The sequence below is a fragment of the Roseovarius tolerans genome (assembly GCF_900109855.1).
Taxonomy (GTDB): Bacteria; Pseudomonadota; Alphaproteobacteria; order Rhodobacterales; family Rhodobacteraceae; genus Roseovarius; species Roseovarius tolerans.
Genome location: NZ_FOBO01000022.1, coordinates 1 through 20,149, shown reverse-complemented (window position 1 = coordinate 20,149; position 20,149 = coordinate 1). Strand labels below are relative to the sequence as shown.

General features: G+C 53.8%; 18 protein-coding genes and 1 tRNA gene. 6 read left to right on the top strand and 13 right to left on the bottom strand.

Going from position 1 to position 20,149, the window contains the following annotated elements; all coding sequences use genetic code 11:
- Positions 1-43: 43 nt before the first annotated feature.
- The gene (gene phnF, locus BMX04_RS16810) at positions 44-763 is read left to right on the top strand and encodes a phosphonate metabolism transcriptional regulator PhnF (protein WP_074788037.1); all 720 of its coding nucleotides are present in this window, start codon (positions 44-46) and stop codon (positions 761-763) included.
- A 122-nt stretch (positions 764-885) separates the two neighbouring features.
- On the top strand, positions 886-1,647 hold the full coding sequence (locus BMX04_RS16805; RefSeq protein WP_139194603.1) for a hypothetical protein: 762 nt from the start codon (positions 886-888) through the stop codon (positions 1,645-1,647).
- Between the two features lie 187 nt (positions 1,648-1,834).
- Here the strand turns inward: BMX04_RS16805 and BMX04_RS19170 are convergent, their stop codons facing one another.
- Positions 1,835-2,452: a hypothetical protein gene (locus BMX04_RS19170; RefSeq protein ID WP_139194602.1), complete on the bottom strand. Its 618-nt coding sequence runs from the start codon at positions 2,450-2,452 to the stop codon at positions 1,835-1,837.
- Between the two features lie 370 nt (positions 2,453-2,822).
- On the opposite strand from BMX04_RS19170, the gene BMX04_RS16795 reads away from it, so the two are divergent.
- Together BMX04_RS16795 and BMX04_RS16790 are read left to right on the top strand one after the other, a co-directional pair.
- Positions 2,823-3,185: a hypothetical protein gene (locus tag BMX04_RS16795; protein ID WP_139194601.1), complete on the top strand. Its 363-nt coding sequence runs from the start codon at positions 2,823-2,825 to the stop codon at positions 3,183-3,185.
- Positions 3,186-3,537: 352 nt separating this feature from the next.
- Entirely contained in the window at positions 3,538-3,990 is a 453-nt protein-coding gene (locus BMX04_RS16790; RefSeq protein ID WP_175477400.1) for a hypothetical protein, read from the top strand.
- 72 nt (positions 3,991-4,062) lie between these two features.
- Here the strand turns inward: BMX04_RS16790 and BMX04_RS19165 are convergent, their stop codons facing one another.
- From BMX04_RS19165 to BMX04_RS16730, 12 genes are all read right to left on the bottom strand, one after another.
- Complete coding sequence (locus BMX04_RS19165) at positions 4,063-5,103, bottom strand: hypothetical protein (RefSeq protein ID WP_139194600.1); 1,041 nt, start codon at positions 5,101-5,103, stop codon at positions 4,063-4,065.
- A 59-nt stretch (positions 5,104-5,162) separates the two neighbouring features.
- Positions 5,163-5,675, bottom strand: a complete 513-nt coding sequence (locus BMX04_RS16780; protein WP_074788031.1) for a hypothetical protein — start codon at positions 5,673-5,675, stop codon at positions 5,163-5,165.
- 2 nt (positions 5,676-5,677) lie between these two features.
- The gene (locus BMX04_RS19160; RefSeq protein WP_139194599.1) at positions 5,678-6,022 is read right to left on the bottom strand and encodes a hypothetical protein; all 345 of its coding nucleotides are present in this window, start codon (positions 6,020-6,022) and stop codon (positions 5,678-5,680) included.
- Positions 6,023-6,751: 729 nt separating this feature from the next.
- The gene (locus BMX04_RS16775; protein ID WP_074788030.1) at positions 6,752-7,444 is read right to left on the bottom strand and encodes a recombinase family protein; all 693 of its coding nucleotides are present in this window, start codon (positions 7,442-7,444) and stop codon (positions 6,752-6,754) included.
- Positions 7,445-8,274: 830 nt separating this feature from the next.
- Positions 8,275-11,958, bottom strand: a complete 3,684-nt coding sequence (locus BMX04_RS16770) for a DUF927 domain-containing protein (protein ID WP_074788029.1) — start codon at positions 11,956-11,958, stop codon at positions 8,275-8,277.
- A gap of 206 nt (positions 11,959-12,164) precedes the next feature.
- Positions 12,165-12,461, bottom strand: coding sequence for a hypothetical protein (locus tag BMX04_RS16765; protein ID WP_175477398.1), 297 nt, complete (start codon positions 12,459-12,461; stop codon positions 12,165-12,167).
- Positions 12,462-12,466: 5 nt separating this feature from the next.
- Entirely contained in the window at positions 12,467-12,880 is a 414-nt protein-coding gene (locus tag BMX04_RS16760; protein ID WP_074788027.1) for a hypothetical protein, read from the bottom strand.
- 152 nt (positions 12,881-13,032) lie between these two features.
- The gene (locus BMX04_RS16755; protein WP_074788026.1) at positions 13,033-13,413 is read right to left on the bottom strand and encodes a hypothetical protein; all 381 of its coding nucleotides are present in this window, start codon (positions 13,411-13,413) and stop codon (positions 13,033-13,035) included.
- A gap of 505 nt (positions 13,414-13,918) precedes the next feature.
- Positions 13,919-14,173, bottom strand: a complete 255-nt coding sequence (locus BMX04_RS16745) for a hypothetical protein (RefSeq protein ID WP_074788024.1) — start codon at positions 14,171-14,173, stop codon at positions 13,919-13,921.
- A complete protein-coding gene (locus tag BMX04_RS16740) occupies positions 14,173-14,664 on the bottom strand; it encodes a hypothetical protein (RefSeq protein WP_139194598.1) in 492 nt (163 codons plus the stop codon). The genes BMX04_RS16745 and BMX04_RS16740 overlap by 1 nt, the downstream gene beginning before the upstream one ends.
- Before the next feature lie 130 nt (positions 14,665-14,794).
- On the bottom strand, positions 14,795-16,429 hold the full coding sequence (locus BMX04_RS16735; protein WP_074788022.1) for a DUF6538 domain-containing protein: 1,635 nt from the start codon (positions 16,427-16,429) through the stop codon (positions 14,795-14,797).
- Positions 16,430-16,555: 126 nt separating this feature from the next.
- Positions 16,556-16,642: transfer RNA gene (locus tag BMX04_RS16730), tRNA-Leu, on the bottom strand.
- A 698-nt stretch (positions 16,643-17,340) separates the two neighbouring features.
- Between BMX04_RS16730 and BMX04_RS16725 the strand changes: the two genes are divergently transcribed.
- Positions 17,341-17,889 carry a hypothetical protein gene (locus BMX04_RS16725; protein ID WP_074788021.1) on the top strand — a complete coding sequence of 183 codons (549 nt, stop codon included), beginning with the start codon at positions 17,341-17,343 and terminating at the stop codon, positions 17,887-17,889.
- A 1,150-nt stretch (positions 17,890-19,039) separates the two neighbouring features.
- Positions 19,040-20,062, top strand: coding sequence for a hypothetical protein (locus BMX04_RS16720; protein WP_074788020.1), 1,023 nt, complete (start codon positions 19,040-19,042; stop codon positions 20,060-20,062).
- Positions 20,063-20,149: the final 87 nt, after the last annotated feature.

Genomic DNA, 20,149 nt, shown 5'->3' with positions numbered 1-20,149 from the left:
CCGCCCTGTCGAACAAGCCTTCAACCCGTGAAATTTCTGTGACATGCCCCGAGAGAAACCCGATGCCCTGTGGCGCGCGATCCATGATAACCTGAACGCCGATATCGCGGCGGCGCGCTATGCGCCCGGTGATAAGCTGCCGACCGAGGCCGCGCTCGCGGCGCGGTTCGGCGTCAATCGCCACACGGTGCGCCGCGCGCTTGGCGAATTGGCCGAGGCCGGGGTGATCTTCACCCGGCGCGGCGCGGGGGCGTTCGTGGCGCATCGCCCGACCGATTACCCGATTGGCACGCGGGTGCGCTTTCACCAGAACCTGCGCGCTGCCGGTCGCCTGCCGGCCAAGGAAATTCTGGCCCTCGAGACCCGCGCGGCGGATGCCGCCGAGGCCGAGGCGCTGCGGCTCGCGCCCGGCGCGCAGGTGCATGTCTATGACGGGCTGTCGCTGGCCGACGGCACGCCCGTCGCCACCTTCCGCAGCACCTTTCCGGCGGCGCGGTTTCCAGGTCTCCCGCAGGCGCTGCGACGTCTCAAATCGGTGACCGACGCGCTGCGCGAACAGGGGATCGCGGATTACACCCGCGCCTCGACCCGGCTGACCGCGAAACTCGCCAGCCCCACCCAGGCGCTGCATCTGCATCTGAACCCCGGCGCGCCGATCCTGCGCACGACGGCGGTGAACGTCGACCCCAACGGGCAACCCATCGAATACGGGCGCACGTGGTTTGCGGGCGACCGGATCACGCTCACGCTGAGCGACCTGTGATCACGCCTGTGTTGCGCGAAAGATCAGTCGGAGAGCTAAAGCGATGCCGCATGCCCGTCCAAGTTGACAAAATCCTGAACCGACCAGATCATCCGTCAAAAATGATCGGGCAAGGGCAGGACATGGCTACGGTTTTGTGCGTCGGGGATTCCCATATGCGGCTTGCCGGGATCAAGCCGCGCGATGCGCTCTTTCGCTATGAACGGATCAGCCCGACCCGGATTGCCGGTTTCGACAGCGCGCATATCCTCAGCCTTCGCGGCGCGACAGCGGCGGGGCTGCGTCAGAAATCGGATCGCACAAGTAGCTACGCCCGGGTGGCGCGGGCGATCGCGCGGCTTGATCCAGATACCGTCTGTTTCGGGTTCGGGCAGGTGGATGCGGAACTCAGTTGTTATTACATGGCCCTGCGCGACGGCGTCTCGCTGGCCGAGGCCACGCGCGCCAAGCGGGCGGCGATGCCGCGCTATCTGCGCAATTGCCTGCGTCTGGCCGAGGGGCGCGGGCTGGTGATCAAGGGGCTGAACACGGTGACGTTGCGCGGCACCGGGGCGCTGCACATGATGCTGCGCGCGAACCTCTGTCCGGCGCTTGACCTGTCAGCGCACGACCTGTCGCGCTGGCTGCACGAGAACGATGTCACGCTGGTGCGGCATGGGGCGATCAATATCGAGATCGCGACCGCGCTGCGCCGCTCGGCGCACCGCTTTGATTTGCCGTATTTCGACCTGCGCGCGGCGATGTCGAGCGCCGATCATCCGGGCCTGTCACAGCCCCGGTTCTGCGGTCGCGCGCGGGACGTGCATGTGCAGCCGGTGATGCGGATCGAGAGGATGATCGGGAAAGTCCTGTCGCGGCGCGCAGCACCGACGCGTGCCGCCTGAGGCGGGGCCGGTCGATCTGACATTCGGATGAATGGTGCGGTCGAGAAGACTCGAAACTCCGACTATTCGACTGCACAACAATTATCTCCTCAAAATCAAATGCTTAAAGTGACTTAAAATTCCAGAAGTCCGATTTTGTGCAAAGTTTGTGCATGAATTGTGCAAAGTCCAACCCCCTACACGGCCCCTATTCCAAAGCACTAAATGCCCACTCTTGAGCAAGCACTTCATTGTTGATGCGCATCGCCAAAGTAGTGTCCCCCAACAGATGACCAGTGAAGCCGGTTGTGACTGGTTGCCTCGTGTCATACCGCTTGAGGTTTTTCATCAGAATGCGCAACAAATGGATTGGGTTTTCTCCACCCTCGCGACCCCAAATGAATTGACAACCGACTTCACGCGCGATTGGTTCATCAACCAAGAAGATCGGCGTGCCATTATCCACGAGAACGAGAGCGTCAAATTCCCCGCCCGCCAGACGCCCAACCTTCATAATTGCAGCAGTGCCGGTTACTACGGGAGCATCTCCCGGAAAACTGAGAATATCTATCCAAAGTTCACGATCTCGAAGCTCGGTGGTGATCTCAAGCCCTCTTGAGAATTGGGAAGCGTTCAAAGCATCGTCTACCTCTAAGGGATCAATTGATCGAGATTCAAGGTAGTCTTGGGTGGAGTTGAATTGCGACCATGCGCTACAATCTGTTGCATACAATGCATTCGGCGCTAGAAGAACTGTGCTAAGCAAAGCCAGTGATCCGACTGTATTCAAAATGTTCATGTGCTGGCCCAGTTTTGCAAATTCCACGCTCAAAGAGTGTGAAATTTGTTAATGCGAACTTTGGGCGATTTTATGGCATAATGGTTGGTAGAAGAATTTGCGAGATCGGTGTGTAGTTATTCACCGTGCAAGTGGTCACCTATACTACCTGAGCAATTGTGTTTTCACGCGGTTTCACCATCGTCTGCAATATCTTCAATTACGAATACGACAATTCCGACAAGGGTGGGAATTCGGTAGTCGAATTGTAGCAATGTGGTTCTTCCAAAGGGGATGACCGCTATGACCGGGGCATCTCCGTAGTTTTGCGCCACGATTTAATCTCAATTCGGTCCATGCGATGTCAAGTTTCATTGGAATAAGCTGACATTCATGTTTCAGAGAAGGAGACGAGATGATGATGGGAAAATTCGCAATCGCAAGCGCCACGGTTTTGGCTCTATCCGCGATTACATTACCTTTGCACGCCAGCGACAAAGTGGATTCCACGAAAATCTGCGAGACGCTGGCTAGCATGGGTCATGGTATCATGACGGAACGCCAAAAAGGTAGACCAATGACGCAAATCACAAAAAAATATACTGAGCTTTGGGTGGGGAAAGGACTGTCCCCTGATGTGGAGAAGGTGCTCCAAAAATACTCTAAGCAACTGATAATGCAGGCGTATGAGCAACCGCGATTTTCAACCGCATCATATCAGAAAGAGCAGGTTACGGAGTTCGAAAACAGTATTTTCCTCAGTTGCCTAAAATCGCAATAAGTCAGGTGTCTGGCTGAATCTTATGTCAAACTATCCAGATCAAAGTTGCCGAAACTGCAAGCACGCCTCATGGCGTTGGTCGCGGAAGAAATATCCCGATGGGAAATACCGGATAATCGTACAAACAAAAGCGCGATGTTCGGCTGACCCCAAAATCTCAAAGGCTGGGAGTCGATGGACTCGCTTTGACGCACGGGAGCCATTTTTGGAATGCGAAGCTTGGAGATTTCACGGGAATCCCCAACGAGCTTCCCGCTGACGTGAGTGGTGGCTCGAATGGCATTCCCAAGGGCTGAATGGGCATGAGAACTGGCAAGGCGAGCAGACCCCGTTCATTTGATTATTGAGCATGATGAAAACAATATCCACCATACTTGCAGTCGTCTGTGGCCTCGCCTTGAATGCTCCGGCTCATGCTGATTTCATAGACACACGATGGTCGATTGTCGGCTTCAACGGCGAAGCGTGGTTTATTAACCTGCAAACTGTCATTGGCAAGTCGCAGCTTTTCAACAAGGGCTATGCCGAAGGCGTGTTCTACAACTGCGATTATGCCGGTCAATCATCCACATATACGCGTTACGAGAATGACGCCTTTTTCTCAAATCCCGAATTCGGGCTATTTGCCCCGCTGCGTGAGGATATGTCGCTCAGTAGCGAAGCCCTATTTGTGCACCGGATCACCTGCGAGGGTGATGGAAATCCCACCCAGCGGCGCGTGATCTATCCGTTCGTCACCAATGAGGCACGAAAATCATCGTGGTATCTTTTTGAAGGCGGGGTTTTCTCGCTCTACGCGCAATAGTCACCTGAAAATCTCGTGCTGATACTCAAGCAAAGGCAGTTGGGAGTTGTCGAGCCGACACGCGACGGCGAGTCATTGTGCTTTCATGCTTTCCCAAGCGTTCAACATATCTCTGATCACGTTCTTATCTGAACGCGGTAAAACATAGTTGTCATCATAAAACTGCTGGCCTTCGAAACGTATTACGGTTCGGTTCGAGTTTGCAACTTTTTGCGCGATCTCGATCAGACTTGGTGTAGCGGGATATCCGGTCCATTCCCAAATCTCTGAATCATTATCTCGTGACCAAGCGCTATACGGGAGTTTCACGAATTCACCGTCGATGTTCAACTTTGCCGATGTAACAAACAACCAACTGTCTGCCGTGTAATTGACAAAAAACTCCAACTCTCGGCGACCGCTACCGTCTTCAAGAACATACAGAGTCAGATATGGCCTTGTATCCTGATAGCGTGGAGACTTGGGATGACGATACCAAGACGATCCGTCGAATTCTGCTGTATGCTTTCTTAATGACCCAACGATTGAAGCCCTGCGTGCTTGTCTCTGCGCGTCCTGCCGTGCAAGTGCATCCGTATATTGTTGAACCTTACCTGCATATGTTTCGCTTTCTGGACGAAGATAGGACAGCGCTTGATACGCAGAAAGATTCGTATCCGCCTGCGAAGCGGGAACAGGTCGAACATAGTCGAGAATAGCTCGCTCAATCTCTTCAATTTCACCACCGGCTCCATCCAGAATTGATTTTTCAGTATTTATGATCCCAATGGCTTCGGGAACTGTGGTGTCGTTCGTTTGGATTTCAGCCAGCAGAGATTGATAGTAAGCATTTCCTTTTGTTGCAGACGCCACCTGAGACGGCGTGGCCTTGTCGGTTGCTGCACTCCACCTGTCAGCCTTTTGGCCCATTTCGATACAGTTGTTGGCTATTTCTTGGAGGCTTGGATCGGAAATTTCACCCCAAGTGCCAATTTGATCGGCTATTTCTTGGAACTTATGCTTATCACCAGAGGCCAATGCAGCGAAACATTCCCCTACTAAGTCATATCGCGTCTCTGCCCAAGTTACTTGGGCAACAAGCAGCAAGCCAGCCGCAGGAAAAAGAAATTTCATCAATCGATCTCCGCTAAAATTGTCTCTGCCAGTCAAAGCTAACTAATGTCGGTTCTGTGCTATCGCATGTCATCAAGATACCAACGCTCGCCCAGTTCATTCACGTCTTCCATTTGCCGCCCGACAACGCCGAGCAACCCGCCGGACCATGTCGAGAAGGCACGCCCACCATCTGGCGTTCGCAGCTTTTCGGGAAACGTCCGAACAATATAGACGGGGTTCTGATATGAAAACTGTTGTCCGATGTCCTGGAAGTCGTCTCCATCAAGAACAAATTTCGCCTCGCCGCGATACGCCAAGCGCACTTCGCGGAATTCGCGGTCTTTCATTTTCTCCGAAAAGCGAAGGAACACGCCAAGAACTTCTGCCTGACTTGCGTTCCAGCCAACGTTCCAAATATCAAACACAATACTGTCCGGGACCACCCCAAACTGATAATAAGCGTGGGCTGATATATCATCTTGATATTCGCTTGCCTCTGAAACGGCGTTGTCCACGCGAACAGCATTTATTATCCCGATTCCAATTACAGTCGCTAAGGCTGAGATGGTGATTTTGATGCTTCGCCTCATAATCAGGTGCACCTAAACATCACAGCGTCAATCAACATGTCCCCAACCAAGCTTGTCGCCGTTGTTTTCAAAAGAACCAAGTTCGCACCGCGCGAAGCTGCCTGACGTTTGATCTCATTGATCGCTCGGTCCTGCGCGTATTTGTTTGATCCAACCTGTGGGATTAAGCCGATTTCTTGCGGTTTTGCGCAGTTGGGCGATGAAGCGAAAGAAACCTGCACCGCGCTTGGGCTAATGGGTGGATAGTTGGCTCCAGTCTGCATCACGGTTGATTGACATGCGGAAAGTCCGGCGATGATAGCTAGGGAAAAAACTGCCTGTCTCATAACTGCGCTCCAAACTTTCATTCAACGATACCGTGTATATGAAAAATTCTGTCGCCATTTGGGCGACCTTGTGGAACTGTTGGGGCGAGCTAACAATCGGCCCGGATTTTTGCCTCTACAGATCGGGTATTAAGCGACACGCCGTGAACGGAGCGTTACGGGATGGGTCCCACCTGAGAAATTTGCACTAAAATCCAAAATTGCTAATGCAGTGGGCGGAACACGCTAACAATCCAAACAATGTTAAGTTCAGGGGGAATTGTTTTGGCGTTAGTCAAATCTTAACAAAATTTGATTGGGGGTTTTGCTTACTAACCGGTTCACAACTCACCTACTTGTTCGAGGACACTGGGGCGCGAAGAGAATATTTACTACCTCCCATGACTGGGTCCCAGATTTAATTGATGAAGGGTCATTAGATGATCTCATGAGTGGGAGTGAAGCAGAATCTAGAAGGCCTGTGAGACGCTCTCTGGGCGTCTGGCAGTGCCTACGGCATGGGCATCATATGTATGGAATCATATTTAGGAAGTTTACCCGCTCACGCGGGCCAGTACCAAACCAACAGCCCACCAAATTCAACAGAACCGATGGGCCGAACATGTCTCAGGTTTGGTGGGTTTGAAGGTTGGTTGAGGCGTTCCGTTGCGCACGCCGGAGCATCCTGCGTGGGTTGCCTGCGACGCACTCAGAAATGAGAAAGCAACTGGTAAACCACAAGCAACAGCGCCAAGTTTACAATAGCGGGCATCATACTTCCTCCATTTGGTTAAGCCGCTCAAGAGCATTCCTGACACTCATCGCTGCCCATTTCTTTCCACGCGGCGTGGCAATGTCTGCGCCATTCAGTGAATCTGCAATAAATTGCAAGGTGTTACCAGCGGCGCGCATCGGTACAATGAGGCTGGCCACGCGGTTTGCATTTGTATCAGCTATGACCTTGCAGACCTCGTTACGCGCGGCTGTATTTGTGCGCAGTCCGCCTAGCTTACGCCCATGTGAACGGGCTATTGCGAGTGCCTGTTTGGTCCGCAATGATATGAACTCGCGCTCTTTCTCAGCCAATGCTGCATAGATGTGAAGCTGGAAGTTATCGGCGTTTGGAAGCGTTGCAACCTTGAAAACAAGACCTTTGTCATCCATCAGAGCGGCGATGTGGCTAACCCGCCGCGACAGTCTGTCCAGCTTTGACACAAGCAAAATGGCTTTATCAGCACGACAGCGCGTCAGCGCTGATTGAAGTCCGGGGCGACGGCGCGGATCATCATGCTTGCCCGACTCCATGTCCGTAAACGCCTCCAATACTTCAAAGGGCTCGTCGCTGTAGTTCGACAGGTACAGTTCCACGTCCCGTTTCTGTGCTTCCAATCCAAGCCCCGACTTGCCCTGCCGTTTAGTGGAAACACGATAATAGATCACATATTTCTGCGGTGCAGCACTCATCTTCCATCCTTATAAATCGGTGCATCGTTGGTTGTGGTTTTTATAACATGCTCCCATCATGATTCGCGAGTCATATCAACAAGTTATATGGAAATAGCGTGTTTCTGGAATCGTGACTATTGGGGAATTTGGCGTGTTGAACACAAGCCGGATTTTTAGCCTGCGGAGATGGGGTGGCGCGCTCTACAAAAATCGGCGGGGCGTCAGTCCAAAAATTATACGCGGCATAAAATTCGCAACGCGCGCCAGACGGTCGTGGATTTGGCAAATGAAAATCAGTTTTTTCGCTATAGAAAAAATGGGGAAACGTCAGTTCGGCTAAATCTGTGATACGTCACGGCGGGCAGGAATTGCAAATGTTTCACAATTAGCGCTAACTGTGAAATAAAACTGCGCCGACGTCATGAGCGGGCACTGTGGGGCAGTTTTTTCGCGATCTGATTAAATGGAAAAGGATGTGAGTCCCGAAGGAAATTGAATAACTTCAATGACTTAAACGATGAGTCCCATAGCGCGGGACTCGCGCGGGACTCGGTTCCCCGGTTTATATTGATTAAAAACAAAGGGTTATACGGCGAGCCCCGTGAATCCCAAGAGTCCCATGGGAAAAGGAGACACACCCCCAGCGAAGCGTGCACACACACGGGTGCAGTGCCTTGTTGATGTGTGTGCGCATCATCGTTTTGAAATGTTGCTTTATTTTCTATGGGACTCTTGGGATTCACGGGACTCACCTCGCAATCCATTGAAAACATTACATATTTCCGCCAATAGTGAGTCCCGCGCGAGTCCCGCGCTTGGGGATTCATCACATAAGTCATTGAAATCATTTAATTTGCTTGGGGACTCATCTGGGGACTCACTTCGTCGCCGGGTTCATCATGGCCATGCACCCATGCCCCCGGGATGCGAAGGTTCTTAACTCGCCCTTCGCCGGGTGTTGTTTCCCAGAGCTTCTGTTTGCCGTATTTTGATTTCTCGGCGGGCAGCACCACCGCTTTTTCTTCGATGAGTTTATCCACAATTGCGCCAAGTTCCATATTGACGCCAAGCTTCCCGATGCGATCTGTGGGCAGGATGTAAGTTCTCGCTCGGAGTCCGACCGAACTATAGTCAAGCTCGTTACCAGTTGTGGTCCAATACCCAACAATTTCACCCCGCGCGCTTTCGGGTTCGCCTACGGCGACAATGCGGCGCTCATTCCATGCCTTGATGATTGCAAGACGTAGTACATCAAGCGCCTGTCGATCCGTATCAAGGTACTGTGACCGCTGTGCAATGGTCTCATCAAGCAGACCCTTGAGCATCACCCGGATGTTGAACTTGTCTGTATCCGCCTCCGGCTCTTCGTATTTGTCTTTGATCCACTTTGCATCATAACCATTCGCAGGCAACAGCCCAGCCTCTTGCGCGATCTCAGCAGCCACACAGAATAGCGCACCGGTGGTCACGACACGTTGGGCAGCACCCACATGACCATCACCCCATTCAGCCTCAAGTGCGCTGACGCGCACTTTTACATCATCAACACCTAGCTCAAGTAACTTCGCTGCAAACTTAGGACCCGCCCAGCCAAACGCCCCACCATGTGCCAGCACCTCATACGCATCCAGTTCGTCGGCATCATCCTCACGATTCAGTGTAACCGCGTTGTCATAGTTAACGGTAAAGATGCGGGACATTGCCCCACCTCTGATATCGCCATCTTCTGCTTCCAACCGCGCCAAGAGCGAACGTTCGGTGGACAGGCCCAAGGTGCAGTGCCACACCGTCGTGTCCCGCATCCCGCCACCGGCCTTCCCACGCCCCCGCCCGATGCCCCCGGCATGGGTCAGCGCCACACGTTGTTGTTCTTCTGCCGACAGGCTGGACGTGCCTTCCTCGTCCGGGGCATACATTGCGCCCGTGCTTTTCGCGCCCATGACCTCTGAGGCAGTCGTCGTGATGTCACCGGTGATCAACAACCCATCTGCATCCGGCACAGCAAACCATGCCACCCCAGCCTTGAGACTTGTTGTCTTGCCGTGCTTGGGCTTACCCTCATTGCTGATGATGTTGCACAAATCAGTATCCATGAATTGCGCGAGACAGCCCACAGCACCGCCCAGAAAACCGGGCAGGAAGCGGGATGCGTTGCGACCTTTTAAGGCGGCTGACGCCGCTGGAATCCATTGATCAAGATTCCCATTCTTGGCGTCACTGACACGCATGACGTGATCCAAGACATACAAGCGCTTGTCGTCTGCCTGCTTAACCGTCTCACCGGTAGGGCTGACAAAGGCTGTGCGATCATCTGTCCAACCCGACTGCGCACAGTAAACGGCTTCACGTTCGGAGCTAACCGCGCGCAACAGAGTCAGGATTGATTCAGCCGGGGCATTTGGCGCGAAGTCCAGTCCCTGATTGCGCAGGTTCCCGAGAATTGTGCCTGAGTCTTTGTAGGTGTCCCCAAGGCGAAAGGTACTTTCTACGATGCCCAGCCCCTCAGAGCGGTGCTGATACCTGATTGTCACCTCATTGGTGCGGGTACTACCGGATTCACCATCGGCGCTGTAAACCACCTCAAACTCGCGACAAACGCGGCGAAATGGAGTGCTTGTTTTTTCGTAGTCAATGAAGCCAAACCAACCGTTTTGATGTGTGTAGCCGCTTGGGAGCCACTTGGATGCAGCCGCCGCCTTTTTGACCGTGGCCGGTGTCGCATCCACAAGAGGGATGTAATCCGGGGTCTTACGATTGGCGCGGGCTTCAACGTCCTTTGCAGCCTCAGCTTGGGCAGCTTCTTTGTCCAGTTCCTTCCAGATGTCCGCAATCTGTTTGGGCAAGAGCACGGTTGCGCCCTTTTTTCGACTGGTACTACCCAATGCATCGGTCAGACGCGCGCGCGCCGCTGTGTCCACATCAAGATGTTTCTGCATAAATGCTTTGATGTCTTCGCGCGATGATGAGCGATCAATTTTCGCGTCCGCGATCTGCGTCTGAATCTCATCCTCATTCGGGTTAGCGGGTTTTTTCACGTAAAAATCGGCGGGATCAAATGCGACAGTTTCCCCGTCAATCTCATCCGGGTAAAATGATGGATCGCACAAGAGGGCTGAGAACGAGTCCACCCCATCAGGTAATACAGCTTCACCATTCAGAATTGCCTGTTCGATCAGAACAAGAAACTGCCACGTTCCGAGGTGCTGGCAATGCCCGTGAAAACAGTGAATCGCGGAACCCTCTTCACCTTCATTGAACCAAGCGACATCCTCATTTGGGTCCGAGTGCTGCGCAACATTGGGGCACATCATCTCAGTCCAGCCGTAACCACCGCGCACATCCCAACCGATGGCGTCCAACAGATCAGCAAACATCATAAATCGCCCGCCATCATGCCACCATTCGGGAACGTCAAAGCCATCACTCAAGCCCGTTGGACCGGAAGAATCTTTCTTTGAAAGTGTCGGGCCTGACGGCCCTTTCACCACCTTGCGAAACTTGGAAGCATCACCCATCGGCATGTCTTCATAGCGAAGGGCTTTGCCGTAGATGACGTAATGCTCAAATTCGGCATCCTCAGACGCCCGGCGCGGCGTGTACATCATTTGATGTAAGTTCATGCCAGATGCGTCAATGTCGGTCAGCCCCAGCAACTCACACATACCGGCGTATCTGTTGTGGTACTCATTGATTGCTTTTCGACGGACGTCATCACCCATCGGGAATTCGATTGGCTCTTCAAGGTAGATGATACCCCGAAAACGATCACCATTTTTCGTCTTCTTCTCGGCGTGAGAATGGGTTGTGTAAACATCCCCCATCAATCCGAGTTCGTGAATCCGCTCAGCAACGCGACGCGCTTTATCCGTCCCGTCAATGTCGAAAAAGAACGTGGTGATCCGTTCAATTTTCGACTGGATACGATACGCGTATTGCGACGTCATACCCTTCGCGTCGGTTACTTTCCGACCTTTTTTACCTTGGGCAAAAACAAAAGCCTTACCGTCTTTTTCGGCGACAACCGGATGTCTGGAAAGGTGATGTTCTCTTAGCTCTTCAACGGTGCCAGAACCAAGCAGCCAGTTACGCCCCGGCGTCAGCCGGGTCTGGGCCTGCATGATTGTGACTGTTAATGCCGACGCAGCCTTTGCCTCAGGTGTGCCCGGGTCACCTAAGATTATCACATCGTGAAGCATTGTCCGTTCAGCACGGGAAACGTCATCCACCGCAAGGCGCAACAACCCCGCATTTATCTTCAGCGCAAGATGTTGGTGATCGCTTAACTTGACCACATTTGAATGACGCCTCTCAACAGCCTCATGCCAAAGAGGCAGGCAAGATTGATCATCAATCGCCCATTCGTCCAGAAGGGCTTGGGCAGGGGGACATGGGTCTGTCAGATCGCCAAATTCTGCGTCTTGCCGCGCCAACATCTTATCAAACAGCGGGGGCAGTTCGTCACCCGCATGAAAACGATCATTCAGATCATCCCACTCAAAGTCGGAGTGTGCTTTTTTGTTCAGTTGCGTCACGTATTTTTACCTATAGTGCTTGTGCGCACATACCAAATATGGTACGTTGCGCATGTTAGATTACCATTGGCCTGTCACGCTTTACCCCGTGCAGGCCAATTTTTTGTTGCCCCGTCCTTACAGGTGGATGGTGGGCGTGTCAAGAAAAAAACGACTCAACCCATTGATTTAAATAATAATTTCACACTACATGACATTTGATTTGGTCAGTGACCGGGGCAAGCACCCATGAAATCATAGTACCTGTAACCACCGCGCCTTTTGGCTGGGGCATGCGCGTCTTGCGCCTTTGGGAACGCATCATCCATGATGAAGTCCACCCAATCGGAAATCCCCGGATCGTGCTTCCCAAAATGTGACTTGAGGAGGCCGGTCAGGTCGTCTTCGATGCTCGCCCTATCACGGTCAAACAGGATGGACTCACCGGTGGTACCGCTGTGCAAAATGCACGGGGACGGCACAATGATGCTGACATTCGTTCGCATCAGGAATTCAATCGTCATGGTTCTCATCTCTGGCTCCATTCGTCCAAGAAATCGGGTGGGAAAATCACAGGGACAGGACGGCTCATGCCGTCGCCATCGTCCTGCCATTTGTTAGGGTGGTGGATGTAGCCACCGCAAAGCTTGATGGCCAAAAGGGAAACGTGTTCACCTACCGCTTCACTTAAACTGTCCAGATCGTACACAGCGGGCGAAGCCTCGGCGACGGAATCGCGGTAAGCAAGAACCGCCTCGGCGACGCAAAAGACCTCTGCGAGGGTCATAGCCACCCCGTTTGAATGAAAGGCCACTGCTTCGCCCAAAGCAGCCTGCGCGGCCTGTGTCGAGTTGACGGGGTTGTCATCTGACAGGCCAAGGCTGGTGCGTACGCGTAGATACAATCGCGCTTGCTGCGCCGCTGTAGTGGGAATGTTTAACATGGTTATCTGTCCATTGAATTTGTCCTCGCCGGGTTAGGATTGTTTAAAAAACGGTCGTTTCGGGACGACCAGTAAGGACCGGCGGCGGGAAAGTTAACCCGCCGCCGGGGCGGACCATCGCGGTCCACGGGCACTTGACAGCCCGTGTTCGTTTAATCGTCTTTCGATGCCTGTTCTCTGGCTCGCTTTTTCATTGGCGCGTGCACAGTAATGTCAGCCATCGGGGCTTCGCCTGCAATCACACCACCACACGCACAGAAACCGTTCTGGACGGCGTCAACGCCAAGCTTGGCTACAAGGATTAGGCGAGGATCAGCGGTGGGCGCAGACGTGTCTTGCAGCGTCTCTTCGTCTGGAATCTCATATGTCGATAGGCGGGCAAGCCCGGCGCTGGTGGTGTCGCATTCGCGCTGCAACGTCTTCAAAAGAGACTCAGTCTGGCGGGGTGTGGCGCTGGCCAGCCGCTCGGTTATTTCGCGGATACGCGCGGACCCTTGCGTGCAGACGTAAATCAACGATTCAACAGTATTCATTTTCAGACCTCATTGTCCCGATGACAGCAACAATAGTGAAGGCGTTCAAGCGCACCATCCAGATCAACGGAATCAGCCATCCGTTCGGGCGCGGGCGTGCGCTTTACAACGCGGGCTGACCTACCAGCGTGGACGGTTATGGAGCCTCTTATCGCTTGCCCGGTTCCATGGTTTCCACTGTTGGAGGCGGCGATGGCAGCCCCCATCAAGCTGGCGGTTACATCTTCCATCAAAACCTGTAGGCGCTCTGTTGTGATAAGCTCTGCGGGCTGTTCAGCGGCTTTCTTTGCGGCTTCACGGCGCAGGAAAGCAATTCTATCTCTCACGTCCAAACGCGCCGCCATACGCGACGCTGACACCCTACGGCCCGGTGTGGCTTCGGGCGGGTGGCCCTTAGTGGATCGGAGGTAGGCGTCCAAAAACGTCCCACCGTCGTTTGCAAGAATCTGACAGAACCTTTCCGGGCGCGGCTTAAGGGCTACGCTGCCCGGTTCAATGGGATCGGTCATACCATTTCACGCTGCGAGACACGCGCGCGTGATCTTAGCTCACCCTCTACGCTCGGCGTTAGGAAGGGAGACACCCGCAAGAATGCCAGTGCGGATTCGATCTCGAATCCTTTCTCAGGCCACTTTGAGCGTGGGCTTCGAATCTTGGCGGTGGGGGACGGAATCCCGCCAAGAAAAGAGAGGCATTTGAACAGTGTATTTTTTTGGATGTCCATCGCTTCGGCGATGTCAGTTGTGGAGATGTAGAGCATTATAGCAATCCATGTTTGCGGGCGTGGTCGATCTTCATTTTATACGGCAAGCGGGCGTTTTGCCTGATCAACTCAGCCCGTTCACTGGCGTTATACTCCCGCTGCGGAGCAGCCTCCGCCGGTGGCAACGTGCGGGCATAAGCCATTTTTTGGTGCTGACTCATGCCGTCCAGCTTCGCTTGGAGCGCGTCGTGTTGCGGGTGGTCTTCGCGGCTGAGCGCGTCTCGCACCTCGCGTAGTTCCTGCTGGTGCTGCACCTGTGGCAAGCATTGTGTCAGTTCCACGATAGCGTCTCCGCTCTCAGCGCCGGTAAGAGCGTAGATGCGCGCTGAGTTGGATAGCGCAACATCCTCTTTCGAGACGGTCACGTTTCGCGCGGCCATTGTGTCGATGATCTGTTGACTGCGCTCCAACCATCGCGTGTGCATGTCGCCACCACGCTTTGCATCATCGCTTATGACCATACGAAAGCTGTCTAAATCTTGATTCATTCTCGTTTCCAAATCTGTGGGATTTTTGGGGACACTGAATGTCCACTCTGTGCTTTGTGTATACCACAAAAATGGAAAATCACCGAATGACAACGGGTCATTTGTTTAGAAACAATGACTTAGACGCAGTTCAATCCAGCGGCTTCAACCTGTTCAGACTGTCCGCCAAGACCGAAATAGCAAAACCGTGACCATACTTGTCTTCTATTCCATCGACTCTGTAGTCATCGGCGTCACTGTCCCGCCCGGCCAATGCGCGGCGTTGCTCTGGGTTGATCCCGGCATTGCGGGCAAGATCGGTCCATGCATGGCGAAAGCTGTGATAGCCGACCTTGTAACCTTTAATATTCAGCTTCCCCAATTCACGCGCGAAACGCGAACCATACATAGTGCCATAGCGCCCTTGACCATCATAAGCGATTTCATGAAGCGCCCCGCCCCATCGCTCCGCTTCCATGAAGAGCATATCACCCCCCGCCTGACGGCGGCGTGTCACAAAGCCCTCAAACTCCCGCTCTACAAGCCCTAGGTGGATCGGAATGGTCCTAAACGTGTTCTCGTTCTTGACCTTCTGCAATTCCGCCTCATCGGTCACAGACAGGCATAGCAACCCCTCTTCGGTCGTCACGTCACCGACGCGCAACTGTGCCACCTCTTCAAGTCGCAACCCATGGAAGGCACCGAACAGAGGCCCCCAGAAATCCACGGTATTTGCGTCGCGAGTCTTACTGGCGTGCACCACAACCGCCTTCACTTCATCGCGGGTGAATACGTGTTTTTTCTTCTTACGCTGAGCACTATACTTCTGCTTTGCCACGGTCGGATTGTAACCGCGCCAAGGATCAACACCTACGCGGTGCCCCTCCCCCGCCGCCCATGACATGAGCGCCTTTAACAGCATCAAATTCTGGTCGCGAGTGCGTACAGACACACGGTCAAGGCCTTCCCGGTCTGCTATCCTGACCGCATCCCGAAAGGCCAGCGGACGGATGTCTTTGCGCGACGATACGGGCAATTTCAGGAAGTCCGCCGCGAAGTCTGACAGGTGCTTTCGTGTCAGATCGGCAAGAGGCACATCGCCGTGGTATTCGACAAACCGGCGCACGGCATATTCATACTGACCCCGAGTCTTATTCTTGATCTTGTCAGTGTTGACGTAGCCTTTGGCATCGCAAAACTTGTCGAGAAGCGCGCGAAGGCCCGTGGCGCTTGCGTCGGGTTCAATCACATCGGCGGCGCTCAAAGCACCGCGATAGGCTTCACCCTTTTTCTGTTGAAGCGCCAGAAACGACTCGTCCGCCGCCTCATCAATCTCACGTTCGTCCGGGTCGTATTCTTCGCCCAAATCATCCTTCAACCGATAGTCGGCACCAACAGCCCCAGTCATGAATGCAGCGGAGGCGTCATGCGCTTCCATATCGCGAATGGCCTGCATTGCGCCGCCTGCCTTCTGTAATAGTTGTCGCTGGTCCGGTGGAAGCGCCGCGATGTTCTGGTCAATGTCGCGCTCAAGTTGGCCCTGTTCCTTGGCGGAGAGGTCACCAAAGACCTTCACGCGCTCGGACACTGAATCCAGCTTTGCTTCTAAGTCATCAAGTTCTGCGAGCATAGCCCGCGCAAGCACACGCGCCTTGTCTGGGTCCTTGGTCCCCATGGTGCCGCGCTTGAATTCGGGCAAATCATAGGCTTCCACGAGTCGTTTTGGCACACGTTTGTAGTAATGCCATGTCTCGCCAATGCGCTTTGCGCCGTCGATCTTCTCCACTGGTCAAACCCCTTTTGTGCAAAGTTTGTGCAAAGTTTGTGCACAAAACTCTGGCGCGGCTATCGCCAGAAAGCCTTGGTTATCAGGGTTTTCTTATATATCAGAGGGATACTTTGCACAAGATGTTGGTGCGGTCGAGAAGACTCGAACTTCCACGGGTGTTACCCCACAGCGACCTCAACGCTGCGCGTCTACCAATTCCGCCACGACCGCACGTGATCAGGTAGGAAAAACGGTAGGTTACACCCAGCAGACCAAATACCTAACGAACCTCAGGCTTACTCTCGTTGGTGGTTCGAGTACGGTTCCTATTGTAAGGGTGAATCACCTGTCAACCCTAACAGTCGGTCTGGCACCGCCCACGAGCGGACTTTCAGGGGTCACATAGGCTGTCTCGGGTGATCATTCGGTAAAACGCAAACAGGTATTGTCTGTTGATTGCTCGCTTTTCCTTCTGTTTTCCTGTGGTTTTGAATCACGCCGTGACAACGAGGGATCAAGGGGGTGCATAGCCGATCAACCGCGACCCTTACCCCATTGCAATCCCTACGAAATCTCAAGCCAACGTCGTTGACCAAGTGCTTCCATGCTTTCTATGCAGGTTCCACTGCCGCCCGGTACGGGCATAAACCAATCATGGAGCATCAAATGACCATCTCACAGCAAACCCAGAGTGACCTCGCGACCATCCTCGAGACCCTCGATCAGCGTATCCACGAGTTGACAGAAGACCCCGTGGCATCACCGGCAGAGCGCGAACGGCATCTACTGAGCAGCTTGCGGAACGAAGTGGCGATCTTAACGAAGTAAGCCTCAGGAACGGCGCAGGAGCGGAGGTCGCGAAGGCGATTTGTGGAGGCCTCTCTGAGTAATACCCGACACCCTAGATTTAACTCCGAAAGGATCACCTCATGGACCTCTCAGATACACCCCTCGATCAGATGGGTGCCTCTGCTCATGCTCACTACAAGGTGGCTGAGAAGGCACAAGGCAAGGCCGAGGAACACTACAAGTCGGCTGGTATCTACCTCTCGGAAGCCAAGCGTCGCGTCCTCAGAACGAGGGGGATGACGTTCGAGAAGTTTCTGGCTGAACACTGCCCCATCGGAAAATCCCGCGCCTACGAGGTGATCGCCATCGCTGACGGGACGAAGACAGAAGAAGAGGTACGGGCGCGGAGCAACGAAAGTTCCAAGGCGGCACACGCAAAGACCCGTGACGATGCCAAAGCGTACCGCCGCTGTTCAGCGGACGATCAGCCAGAAAAACCCAATGAAAACAACGAAAGGGCCTCCACAAAACAGTCACGCCCCCAGCCTGAACCTCAAGCAGACCCCGTGAAAGAGGCCGAGGACATCAACGCCAAGGCCCACGCCCAGCGCATCCGCGTACTCAAAAGCCGGTTGGACAACGCAACCGAAGATCAACTCCAGCAAATCGAAGGAATACTCAATGTTTAACCGCAAGCCCAAGTCCCGCAGCCTCATTGAGGTGAAGGCAACAGCACAATCCTCCGTACGTACGGACGATCAACCCGAAAAACCCAATGATTTCAACGGTAGGTCAATTACCCGACACCCTAGAGAAGAACAGACAAGATCATTCCCTATGTGCAGGAGACCGGGAGTTCCTTGAGCGACCCGAGTAGAGTGGTGATGGGTTCAGAAAATCCTGTATTCCCAGCCGCTTGAAATACCCCTACGCCTAGAGAAGAACAAACAAAAGATTTCCCTAGAGATGCACCCCGAGATGCGCCTCTAAGCATACCCAGAGTTTCCAGCCGTTTGAATTAGGGACCTTCCTAGAGAAGATCAAACAAAAGATTTCCCCTATACCTCCCCCACCTCTGTCACCAACGCTAGTGCTGCGCTGGCAGGGGCTATTCATCCTCTACCGTTACGTCTCCCCTGTCATACGCTGGCAGGGGTTACTCACCGATATCGTTTCACCTCCTCAACTTGGAGTGACACCCGACGCTCCGCTCAAGGAACACCCCAGCCATGCACCTCAACAGCATCAGCATACCCAAGCATCCTATCCACTGCCGACACTGCGGCACAAAGGTGACTCCTCAGAGGCGCACCCGCAAGTTCTGCAGTAGCCGGTGCCGTGTTGCTTCACACCGTCAGCAGAAGAGGGAACAGCCACAACAACAACGATGAGACCAGCCCATGGCGATGACCATGGGTGCAACTCATGATGACCCCGAGATGAAGACCGGTAAGGGGTGACCAGTATCAATTTGCATTGTGGTCTCCCACCAAAGTACCACCCGAGCCGCCATCATCAGGACCGCTGTGTACACGGTGAACCTGATGGATATCTGAGTACCACTCGAGATGAGACCCGTAAGGGGTGATCAATTCCTATCCTCCATTGTGGTGTTCACTCAAGCCACCCTCGAGTACCCCTCAGGCTGCACTGCGTACGCGGTTGAACCTGAGGAATGGGACGTGAGACGCGCCCCAGCCATCCTCTAAGTGGCTGAAATTAGGCAACTAATCAGCCTCTACCGTAAAGAGGAATCCCTAGAAAAATCCCAAGTGATCTGGCTGGCATCCGAGCGATGACCAGACGGTCCCCCATGCTCAACACAAGGAAACCCCAACCATGCCCTACGACTTTACGCACAGAACACCCGAGGTCATCCTCAAGGATCGCCATTGTGGCTATGGCAAATCGAATGACCTGATCGCCAGCCTCTCACCTGACCGGTCCTACCTGATCGTGGTGCCCCTCAACTCCGAGGTGGATCGCTTCATGAAGGACGCCCCCATTGACTTGGTCGAGCCTATCTCCACCCGAGATGACAACCCAGAGAAGCGGGCCATCGCAGTCCACGACCGCAAGAGAGATCACCTGCGTGAACTCCTACTCGGTGGGCATTCTATCATCACCACGCATGCCCTTTTCACTGACATCGCATACCTCGCACAGGATGGTCTGCTGCTTGGCTATGACGTGATGGTTGATGAGGTCTTGAGCGTGGCTCACAGCGTCACCCAAGAGGTCATGACAACTGGTGCCAAGGCACAAGGGGTCTCGATCCAATCGTGGAAAGGTTTGTACATCGACGAGGGGTTCGCCACCGTCGATCCTGATACCGGCATGGTCTATCCATCTGATAAGTGGGAACGGAAGCAGGACCTACCCGAACTGAGCAAGACCCTGTTCAGCATGGCCAAAGCCGAGAGCCTGTTTTCTGTCGGGGAGAACGTGCTGGTCTGGGAACTGCCACCGATCCTCCTGAAGGCTGTGGGGTCTCTGACGATCTATACGTTCCTCGCCGAGGGGTCACTGATGGCAGGGTTCATGCGTCGGAATGCCATCGCCTTCACTCATGATCGTGACGCAGCGTCGGAGCGCAAGTTCCGCGATGAGGCCAAGCGCCTGATCGAGGTGCGGGACATGCCCTCTGTCAATCGTCTCCGCTTCTCCTACTCGGGTCAGCAGTCCATGACTAAGGATCACCACAAGAAGGTCTCGAATGCCCTCAAGAAAATCAAGGAACGCCTCCTGCGTGGCGTCCCCATGGAGAACGTCATGATCACCTCAGCGAAGGACATGTGGTCTACCCCAAATGGCAGGCCGGGTCCCTTCGCAACCGGGTCTCGTATGTTCGAGAATGTCTGACGTCAGCGCCTATGGGACAGATTTGAGGTTTTCGTAACGGAGGATTTCTGGTTCATCGCAGCCACCAAGGAGCGAAGATGAACAAGA

What these genes read in the sequence shown, in the direction of transcription:
- phnF (WP_074788037.1), top strand. Translation starts at nt 44, where the DNA reads ATGCCCCGAGAGAAACCCGATGCCCTGTGGCGCGCGATCCATGATAAC.
- BMX04_RS16805 (WP_139194603.1), top strand. Translation starts at nt 886, where the DNA reads ATGGCTACGGTTTTGTGCGTCGGGGATTCCCATATGCGGCTTGCCGGG.
- BMX04_RS16795 (WP_139194601.1), top strand. Translation starts at nt 2,823, where the DNA reads ATGATGGGAAAATTCGCAATCGCAAGCGCCACGGTTTTGGCTCTATCC.
- BMX04_RS16790 (WP_175477400.1), top strand. Translation starts at nt 3,538, where the DNA reads ATGAAAACAATATCCACCATACTTGCAGTCGTCTGTGGCCTCGCCTTG.
- BMX04_RS19165 (WP_139194600.1), bottom strand. Translation starts at nt 5,103, where the DNA reads ATGAAATTTCTTTTTCCTGCGGCTGGCTTGCTGCTTGTTGCCCAAGTA.
- BMX04_RS16780 (WP_074788031.1), bottom strand. Translation starts at nt 5,675, where the DNA reads ATGAGGCGAAGCATCAAAATCACCATCTCAGCCTTAGCGACTGTAATT.
- BMX04_RS19160 (WP_139194599.1), bottom strand. Translation starts at nt 6,022, where the DNA reads ATGAAAGTTTGGAGCGCAGTTATGAGACAGGCAGTTTTTTCCCTAGCT.
- BMX04_RS16775 (WP_074788030.1), bottom strand. Translation starts at nt 7,444, where the DNA reads ATGAGTGCTGCACCGCAGAAATATGTGATCTATTATCGTGTTTCCACT.
- BMX04_RS16765 (WP_175477398.1), bottom strand. Translation starts at nt 12,461, where the DNA reads ATGACGATTGAATTCCTGATGCGAACGAATGTCAGCATCATTGTGCCG.
- BMX04_RS16760 (WP_074788027.1), bottom strand. Translation starts at nt 12,880, where the DNA reads ATGTTAAACATTCCCACTACAGCGGCGCAGCAAGCGCGATTGTATCTA.
- BMX04_RS16755 (WP_074788026.1), bottom strand. Translation starts at nt 13,413, where the DNA reads ATGAATACTGTTGAATCGTTGATTTACGTCTGCACGCAAGGGTCCGCG.
- BMX04_RS16745 (WP_074788024.1), bottom strand. Translation starts at nt 14,173, where the DNA reads ATGCTCTACATCTCCACAACTGACATCGCCGAAGCGATGGACATCCAA.
- BMX04_RS16740 (WP_139194598.1), bottom strand. Translation starts at nt 14,664, where the DNA reads ATGAATCAAGATTTAGACAGCTTTCGTATGGTCATAAGCGATGATGCA.
- BMX04_RS16725 (WP_074788021.1), top strand. Translation starts at nt 17,341, where the DNA reads ATGGACCTCTCAGATACACCCCTCGATCAGATGGGTGCCTCTGCTCAT.
- BMX04_RS16720 (WP_074788020.1), top strand. Translation starts at nt 19,040, where the DNA reads ATGCCCTACGACTTTACGCACAGAACACCCGAGGTCATCCTCAAGGAT.